Source organism: Mucilaginibacter sp. P4_G9 (genome assembly GCF_056400985.1).
Genome location: NZ_JBFUKF010000002.1, coordinates 78,669 through 86,330 on the forward strand (window position 1 = coordinate 78,669; position 7,662 = coordinate 86,330).

At 41.1% G+C, this 7,662-nt stretch carries 9 protein-coding genes and 1 pseudogene; 2 read left to right on the forward strand and 8 right to left on the reverse strand.

Annotated elements, in window-relative coordinates:
- Positions 1–40: 40 nt before the first annotated feature.
- The 3 genes from fabD to AC1DPZ_RS00710 all read right to left on the reverse strand — a co-directional run bounded on the left by fabD (position 41) and on the right by AC1DPZ_RS00710 (position 2,086).
- A complete protein-coding gene (fabD, locus tag AC1DPZ_RS00700; RefSeq protein ID WP_477400534.1) occupies positions 41–928 on the reverse strand; it encodes an ACP S-malonyltransferase in 888 nt (295 codons plus the stop codon).
- A 93-nt stretch (positions 929–1,021) separates the two neighbouring features.
- The gene (gene folE, locus AC1DPZ_RS00705; RefSeq protein ID WP_477400536.1) at positions 1,022–1,660 is read right to left on the reverse strand and encodes a GTP cyclohydrolase I FolE; all 639 of its coding nucleotides are present in this window, start codon (positions 1,658–1,660) and stop codon (positions 1,022–1,024) included.
- Positions 1,661–1,669: 9 nt separating this feature from the next.
- On the reverse strand, positions 1,670–2,086 hold the full coding sequence (locus tag AC1DPZ_RS00710; RefSeq protein ID WP_477400546.1) for a 6-pyruvoyl trahydropterin synthase family protein: 417 nt from the start codon (positions 2,084–2,086) through the stop codon (positions 1,670–1,672).
- A gap of 94 nt (positions 2,087–2,180) precedes the next feature.
- Here AC1DPZ_RS00710 and mqnB point away from each other — a divergent pair, with 94 nt between their 5' ends.
- Both mqnB and AC1DPZ_RS00720 read left to right on the forward strand, forming a co-directional pair.
- On the forward strand, positions 2,181–2,801 hold the full coding sequence (gene mqnB / locus AC1DPZ_RS00715) for a futalosine hydrolase (protein WP_477400537.1): 621 nt from the start codon (positions 2,181–2,183) through the stop codon (positions 2,799–2,801).
- Positions 2,802–2,829: 28 nt separating this feature from the next.
- The gene (locus AC1DPZ_RS00720; protein ID WP_477400539.1) at positions 2,830–3,678 is read left to right on the forward strand and encodes a menaquinone biosynthesis family protein; all 849 of its coding nucleotides are present in this window, start codon (positions 2,830–2,832) and stop codon (positions 3,676–3,678) included.
- Positions 3,679–3,745: 67 nt separating this feature from the next.
- Here AC1DPZ_RS00720 and AC1DPZ_RS00725 read toward each other — a convergent pair whose 3' ends face one another.
- From AC1DPZ_RS00725 to AC1DPZ_RS00745, 5 genes and pseudogenes are all read right to left on the reverse strand, one after another.
- Positions 3,746–4,444: a fatty acid desaturase gene (locus tag AC1DPZ_RS00725; RefSeq protein ID WP_477400540.1), complete on the reverse strand. Its 699-nt coding sequence runs from the start codon at positions 4,442–4,444 to the stop codon at positions 3,746–3,748.
- 30 nt (positions 4,445–4,474) lie between these two features.
- Positions 4,475–5,326: a 4-hydroxy-3-methylbut-2-enyl diphosphate reductase gene (locus AC1DPZ_RS00730; protein ID WP_477400542.1), complete on the reverse strand. Its 852-nt coding sequence runs from the start codon at positions 5,324–5,326 to the stop codon at positions 4,475–4,477.
- Positions 5,327–5,432: 106 nt separating this feature from the next.
- The gene (locus AC1DPZ_RS00735) at positions 5,433–6,104 is read right to left on the reverse strand and encodes a carotenoid biosynthesis protein (protein ID WP_477400543.1); all 672 of its coding nucleotides are present in this window, start codon (positions 6,102–6,104) and stop codon (positions 5,433–5,435) included.
- Positions 6,083–7,171: a glycosyltransferase family 2 protein gene (locus AC1DPZ_RS00740; protein WP_477400545.1), complete on the reverse strand. Its 1,089-nt coding sequence runs from the start codon at positions 7,169–7,171 to the stop codon at positions 6,083–6,085. The genes AC1DPZ_RS00735 and AC1DPZ_RS00740 overlap by 22 nt, the downstream gene beginning before the upstream one ends.
- A gap of 1 nt (position 7,172) precedes the next feature.
- Positions 7,173–7,643, reverse strand: a pseudogene (locus tag AC1DPZ_RS00745) (1-acyl-sn-glycerol-3-phosphate acyltransferase); the annotation flags it as partial.
- Positions 7,644–7,662: the final 19 nt, after the last annotated feature.

The following is a 7,662-nucleotide window of genomic DNA, read 5'->3' on the forward strand; positions in this document are numbered from 1 at the left end:
GATTTAAAAAACAAAAAGCACTATACAGTGCTTTTTAAAGTTATTGCGTTAGCTCGGCACTCTCAGTAACCATGGCCCTGTCAACTTTTTTTACAAGGCCTTGTAATACATTGCCCGGACCAACCTCGGTAAAGGAGGTTGCTCCATCTTCCATCATGTGTTTAACGGTTTGTGTCCATTTCACGGCTCCTGTAAGCTGGGCTATTAAATTTTGTTTTATAAGTGCAGGATCGGTATATGGTTTGGCATCTATATTTTGGTAGATAGGGCAAACCGGCGATTTAATCTCGGTAACAACAATAGCTGCTTCCAGCTCAACCCGTGCAGACTCCATTAATGGAGAGTGAAAAGCGCCACCCACTTTAAGCTTTAAAGCCCTTTTTGCCCCGGCTGCAAGCAGTTTTTCGCAAGCCGCGTCAACCCCGGCAATGGTACCGGATATTACCAGCTGACCAGGACAGTTGTAATTTGCGGTTACTACCACATCGCTCACCTGTTGGCAAACATCTTCAACAGTAAAATCATCCAGGCCCAAAATTGCAGCCATGGTAGATGGCTGCAGTTCGCATGCTTTTTGCATGGCATTGGCACGGGCAGCTACCAAACGTAAACCATCCTCAAATGATAAAGCGCCGGCTGCTACCAAGGCAGAAAACTCACCTAATGAATGACCTGCAACCATTTCGGGCTTAAAGTCATCCTCTAAAACGGTGGCTAAAATAACCGAGTGCAAAAATATAGCCGGTTGGGTTACGTTGGTTTGTACCAGGTCTTCGGCGGTGCCGTCAAACATTACATCGGTAATGCGGAAACCCAATATCTCATTGGCTTTTTCAAATAGTTCGCGGGCTTTTTCTGATTGATCATAAAGATTTTTACCCATACCTACAAACTGGGCACCCTGTCCCGGAAAAATATATGCTTTCATGTGCCCCCTAACCCCCTAAAGGGGGAATTTTTATGTTTATAATAGTTATTATTTATCAGCTCTTCGTATTCCCCCTTTAGAGGGCCGGAGGGCTTAACCCAACTTAGAACTTATCAAATTTAAAAATTCGGTACGCGTTTTTTCTTTTAAAAACTCACCTGTAAATGCCGATGTGGTAGTTACGGAGTTTTGCTTTTGTACCCCCCGCATGCTCATACACAAGTGGCGGCATTCAATAACAACACCAACACCAAAAGGGTTAAGCGTCTCCTGGATACAGTCACGAATCTCGTTGGTAAGCCGTTCCTGCACCTGCAGCCTGCGGGCAAAAACATCAACTATACGGGGTATCTTACTCAGGCCTACAACATATCCGTTAGGGATATAGGCAATATGCGCCTTGCCAAAAAATGGCAGCATATGATGCTCGCACATAGAGTACACCTCAATATCCTTAACAATAACCATCTGGCTGTAATCCTCCTTGAACATAGCTGAGCTCATGATTGTTTTTGCATCCAGATCATATCCATGTGTAAGAAAAAGCATGGCTTTAGCAATGCGCTCGGGGGTTTTTAATAAACCTTCACGTTCGGGATTTTCGCCGATCTGTTTTAAAACGTTAAGATAATTGGCTGATAGGCTTTCAATCAGTTGAGGATTATATCTGTCTACCTTGGTATAACCGTCAATATCATCATCACGGTCGGGGATGTGGTTTTTGTCAATCATTTTATAAAGTTATCCGCCAAAATACTCGGCCGAATTATTTTCAGTTTCATACAATCTAACCGAGTGCAAAAATACACCATCATAAGCCTCAATAGGCGCTTTAAGCTGGTTAAATATTTCTATACAAAGTAATTCCGTTGATGCCATTTTACCCGCCATAAAATCAACATCTTTATTGATGTTTTTATGATCGAGCTTTTCAATAACAAATTCGTTAATGATAATCTTCAACTCTTTAAGGTCAATAAGATAACCGGTTGCGTGCGTAACTTCGCCCTTAACGGTTACAAACAAGTTGTAGTTATGACCATGCCAGTTAGGATTGGCGCATTTGCCAAATACCTCATTGTTTTTTTCAGCGCTCCATTCCTCACGGTACATCCGGTGAGCGGCATTAAAATGTTCCTTGCGCGTTATATGTATCATCATAATATATCGTGAGTGCAAATATACAAAACAAAAACAGGCGAGTTGTTTTATATTAGTACGCAAAAACTTCATCAAAACATTTAAAAACCATATGCTTATATTGGTAGTTGCCGCGACCGCCCCTGAGATAGAACCTCTTAACAAATACTTTGGTAATAAAATAGCTGTGCTTATAACCGGAGCAGGCATGGTGCCTACTGCTTTTGCGCTTGGCCATCATCTTACACTGCCCAAATACGACCTGGTAATAAATCTGGGAATCGCCGGCAGCTTCGACAGGAACATTCAACCGGGCGCTGTGTTGGAAGTTACCGAAGATACCTTTGCAGAAACAGGCGCCGAAGATGATGAGCAATTTATACCCATGAATGTTTTAGGTTTTGGCGAAGTTAATTATAAGCCCACAACTACTCTTGAAGAAGTTGCAGGTAATTTTTCACTGAAAAAGGTGCGGGCCATCACAGTAAATACTGTTCATGGGAATGAGTTGTCTATTAAAAAAGTACAGGACCGTTTAGATCCGCAGTTGGAAAGCATGGAAGGGGCGGCTTTTTTTTACGCATGCCAACAGGTTAATGCGCCGTGTATGCAAATCAGGGCTGTGTCAAATTATGTAGAAAAACGTAACCGCGATAGCTGGCAGATAGGACTCGCCATAAAAAATCTAAATACCTTTGCTATTGATCTGATCGATGCTGTCATTAAGCTTTAATCAGGTTATATATACTACACTTTATATTATGAAATTAACCCTCGGCTTTTCGCCCTGCCCTAATGATACCTTTATTTTCGATGCCCTGATACATCATAAAATTGATACCGAAGGCCTTGAGTTTGAGGTTTTTTATGATGATGTGGAAACCCTTAATCAAAAAGCCTTTCGCGGTGAGTTGGATGTTACTAAACTAAGCTACCACGCTTTTGCCTATGTGGCCGATAAATATGTACTGCTTGATTCTGGCAGCGCATTAGGATTTGGAGTTGGGCCAATGCTGATATGTAAAAATGACCCTGAAAAACTGCTTACGCAACTGGAAACCGGCAATCCGCAACCCCTAATAGGAATACCTGGCAAGTATACCACCGCTAATTTTTTATTGGGCAATGCCTTCCCGAACGCTACTAACAAAATTGAGCTTGTTTTTTCGGATATTGAAAATGCTGTATTGGAGGCGCGGGTAGATATTGGCCTTATTATTCACGAAAACCGCTTTACTTACCAGGATAAGGGTTTAAAAAAGATCATCGATCTTGGCGATCATTGGGAAAAACAAACCGGCTGTGCTATTCCGCTTGGGGGCATAGTGGCAAGCCGTAGCCTGCCGACAGCTATTCAGCACAAACTGAACCGGGCATTACGCAAATCGATTGAGTTTGCTTTTGCCAATCCCAAATCGGGGCTGGAGTTTATCCGCTCACATGCCCAGGAAATGAGTGAAGCGGTAATGTACAAGCACATCGAACTTTATGTAAACAAGTATTCTGTTGAACTGGGCGAAGATGGAAGAAAAGCAATTAAGCTGCTTTTTGATACTGCCCTTAAAAACAACTTTATACCGGCGATAAAGGAAAATTTGTTTCTAAGTTAAGCTAAAGGAATACCTCTCTCAAGCCTGCAATGGGTAAGGTCAAAACAAAATGGGCATCTGCAAAACACTATAATTGACCATTCTTTGTTTTTTGAAGACGATTTTTCCATAACATCCACCATGGGGTAGCGGGCGAATCGTGGTGTTCATAGTGATAGCCAAAAAAGTAGCAGCTAAAAAAAGCCAATACATGATTCTTAGCCTGGCTGCGGGCAAAATATTTATTATCATGTTCACCTTTGTGTGGCTGGTAAGTGCCGAAGTAAAACAGCTGTAAGGTGCTCAACAGCGAAGGAACTACCCAAAAAAGCAAGAGGTTGGCCTGCGGAATCCACATTTTTAAAATATTGAATAATACAGCCATCACCACAATTTGCCATATAGATAAGTAATTGCGGATGAACGTTACATACCAGCTCCAGAAACCGCCGTTATGATAATCCGGATCCTGCGCTGTATGAACGTGGTTATGGTGTAAATGATGTTTTGCGTAAAGCTGCGGATACCAGAAAGATGCATATAGAAAAGTGCACAGATAGCCAATAAAGTTATTAATGCCGCGATTGGGCGATATAGTGCCATGCATAGCATCGTGCGCGGTAATGAATAGCCCGGTATACAAATGCATTTGCACCAAAATAAATAGGTAAACCAGTGGATTTGTAAAGCTGAAACGCCATTGCATTAACTGGATGATGCATGCGGCCCAACAACCTATTACGACTATGGCAATCAGTAAACCAATATGTGAGGGCCTTTTTTGCATGTGATTGATGTAACAGCAAAAAGCGTGCTGTTAAAAATTTTCAATGGCGGCTTTTACCTGCTGCATCAACCACATAGGAGTTGACGTGGCGCCGGCTATACCAACCGTGTCAGTTGGCGAAAACATGGATAGTTCCAATTCACTGGTTGACGAAATGAAATAGGTGTTGGGGTTATGTTTGCGACAAACCTCAAACAATACCTTTCCGTTTGATGATTTTTTGCCTGATACAAAAACAATCTTATCAAAGCGTGTAGCAAATTTTGGCAAATCCTTATCCCTGTTTGATACCTGGCGGCAGATGGTATCATTGGCCTTCAAATCATATCCCCTTGAAATCAACTCGTCTTTTACGCTATAGAACTTTTCCATACTCTTGGTGGTTTGGCTGTAAAGCGTAATGTTGTGGGGCAGCTCTATATTATCCAGCTCGGCAATATCCTGGAAAACCAGGGCTTCGTTATTGGTTTGTCCTTCAAGGCCTATTACCTCGGCGTGGCCGTGCTTACCAAATATGAGAATTTTCTCGTTTGAGTCGTAGGATGTTTTTATACGGTTTTGCAGCTTTAAAACTACAGGGCATGAGGCATCAATAAGGGTAATGTTATTCTCTAAAGCGGTACGGTAAGTATCGGGGGCTTCGCCATGGGCACGAATAAGCACCTTTTCGTTATGCAAATCCTTTAGTTCGGTATGGTCAATTATCCGTAGCCCCTGAGCTTTTAAGCGGTCGACTTCCTCATCATTATGTACAATATCGCCCAGGCAATACAGGTAGCCATCTTCGGCCAGTATTTCTTCGGCCATATCAATGGCGTAAACTACCCCAAAGCAAAAGCCCGAATCCTGATCGATAGTAACCTGTAAGTTGTACGCTCCCATTATGTTGCAAATATAACCTTGATTTAATGATTTTGTTGTATTTGTTGATTTTTTGACAGGATTTAAGGAATTAACAAAGTCTGTAACTTGTATTTGAATAATAAATCTAAATCAATCCTAATATCATGAAAAACACAAACTGAATTATAAGCAATACCACAGCGGCTTTGTTTTGCGGTTTAAACCGAAACCTTTCAAAGATGAAAAGCATTCCAGTACTTAATAAAAACCAGCAGAAATAATTTTTTAGCGGAACACTATTTCCAGTCCAATGCCAATAGTCAAAGTGAATGGCGACAGGCTCTATAACCAGATCAAGGAGAACGAGTACCAGGGCTCCGGTTATAATCCGGAAGAAAACATTCCTGATACGGCTTCTTTGCATGAGCACACCTGCAGCGTAAATAAGGAGGAACCAATTTATCCCAATCATCAGGGGGATATTAAATAGTTTAATCCCAAGAGTTTCACCATAGCTATAATTGCCAAATAACAAACCGGTGTTTACACCAATAAGCTCGGCCGAAAAGCTTATAGTAAAAACAAGCAACACAAATAACAAGAATTTTGCGCTTGGTTGATTATGGCTGTAAACAATTACACCTGCCATCAGCATTAAATGCCAGGGTACCAATTTTAAGAAAAGTATTGTTAAAGAGGGGATGATAAAACCGATCAATCCTACTACATGAAACAACACAATAATAATAATGGCAACACGCTCGGTTTTTGTGCTGCCTGTTGATAACTGACTGTTCAAATCCTGCGCCCCTTCCATACGGTTGTTTTGGTGAGGTGCTTCTGGATAGATAGCACTGCAATAAGCAGCATATTAAATATTTGCAGCGGATGCAGTACTACATTGTATAGCGCATTTTGCCCCGACTCCAATGAGATCATAATGCGGGTTAGGATAATAAGGCCACACATAAATAGTATCAATGGAAAATTCAGCGTCATGATAAGTATCATCGGGAAAATGATAACCAGCGTTAAATAAATTAAAAAACCGATAACACTGTAATTAAACGCCGCCAAAAAATTCTTGCTGAAACCATTAATTGCTTCATTATAGTTTTTGTACATGCGGCAGCTTATCATACCATTGGCCAGCAAAGCTTCGCCATTGTAAGCTTTGGTTTTTATTAGCCTCATAATCTCGACATCCTCAACCACTTTATCTTTTACGGCTTTATGCCACTGTTCCTCATGGTAAATCATCGCATCAAACAACATAAATTGCCCGCTGGCCGCCGCTATTGATGGGTTTTTCACCAGGGAAATCAATCGTACCGGCAGCAGGTTTAACAATACAAAATGCATCAGGGGTACTACCAGCTTTTCGCCCATGGTCACCATTTCCTGGTTGGTAAAAAGACTTAACAGGCCCAGCTTGTTCAGGTGCATCCGGTGTATGGCGCTATTGATGAGGCCTGGTTTTATCTGCTCGTCGGCATCTAAAAAAAGCAAATAGTTACCGCCTGCCTGTTGGGCCAGTTGGTGACAGGCGTAATTTTTACCTATCCAGCCTGCGGGCAGCCCGYCGCCCTTAATTACATTAAACTTTGGGTGTGTTTTATTGAACACAGAGCAAACCGTAAAAGTATCATCAGTTGATCCATCATCCAGTATGATAACCTCATAATTTTGATAGTCTTGTTGATGGATGGATTTGAGCAGGGTTAAAATATTATCAGCTTCATTTCGTACGGGGATCAGAATAGAAACCATATCGCTGTATTGCTTGCCTACGCGGCGCAATTTAGGATCGGATATAAAATTGAACAGCGTTACCGAGAAACGCAGAACGATAAAAAAAAGGGTGATTAATATAATTACGGTCACTTTATATATCAAATTCGGTTTGAAGCAGTTTTGTGCTGCTGTAATGTTGCTGGTAAGCCGCTTTTAGCTCGGTTATGTTTGTATACTTTTCGATGTTGCTTTTTAAGTAAACGGTTGCAGTGGGCTTTTTATGCTTAAAATACTGAATAAATGTTGAAGCAAACACCAACTGGAAGTTTATCTGCGCTTTTTGCATTATTCTGAACACCCCTTTATCAAAACGAACATCATCAACATAATTTGAAAATAGCTTACCCTGTGGAAAAATCAACACCAAATTTTGTGGATCGTTCAATAATTCTGCCGCATAGTTAAGTGACTCGATGACGTCCCTGGATCTTTTGGTAATAGAAAAAGCCCCGACGAATTTCAAATAATGGAGCATATGTACGGTTTCCTTTTCTACCATTACATGATATTTTTTTTTCAGAAGTTTATCATTTATGCAGTACAAGATCAAACCATCCCAAAAACTAAAATGGTTTCAAACC

Bases quoted from the DNA above. Each gene is read 5' to 3' on its own strand.
- fabD (WP_477400534.1), bottom strand. From the start codon at position 928: ATGAAAGCATATATTTTTCCGGGACAGGGTGCCCAGTTTGTAGGTATG.
- folE (WP_477400536.1), bottom strand. From the start codon at position 1,660: ATGATTGACAAAAACCACATCCCCGACCGTGATGATGATATTGACGGT.
- AC1DPZ_RS00710 (WP_477400546.1), bottom strand. From the start codon at position 2,086: ATGATACATATAACGCGCAAGGAACATTTTAATGCCGCTCACCGGATG.
- mqnB (WP_477400537.1), top strand. From the start codon at position 2,181: ATGCTTATATTGGTAGTTGCCGCGACCGCCCCTGAGATAGAACCTCTT.
- AC1DPZ_RS00720 (WP_477400539.1), top strand. From the start codon at position 2,830: ATGAAATTAACCCTCGGCTTTTCGCCCTGCCCTAATGATACCTTTATT.
- AC1DPZ_RS00725 (WP_477400540.1), bottom strand. From the start codon at position 4,444: ATGCAAAAAAGGCCCTCACATATTGGTTTACTGATTGCCATAGTCGTA.
- AC1DPZ_RS00730 (WP_477400542.1), bottom strand. From the start codon at position 5,326: ATGGGAGCGTACAACTTACAGGTTACTATCGATCAGGATTCGGGCTTT.
- AC1DPZ_RS00735 (WP_477400543.1), bottom strand. From the start codon at position 6,104: ATGGAAGGGGCGCAGGATTTGAACAGTCAGTTATCAACAGGCAGCACA.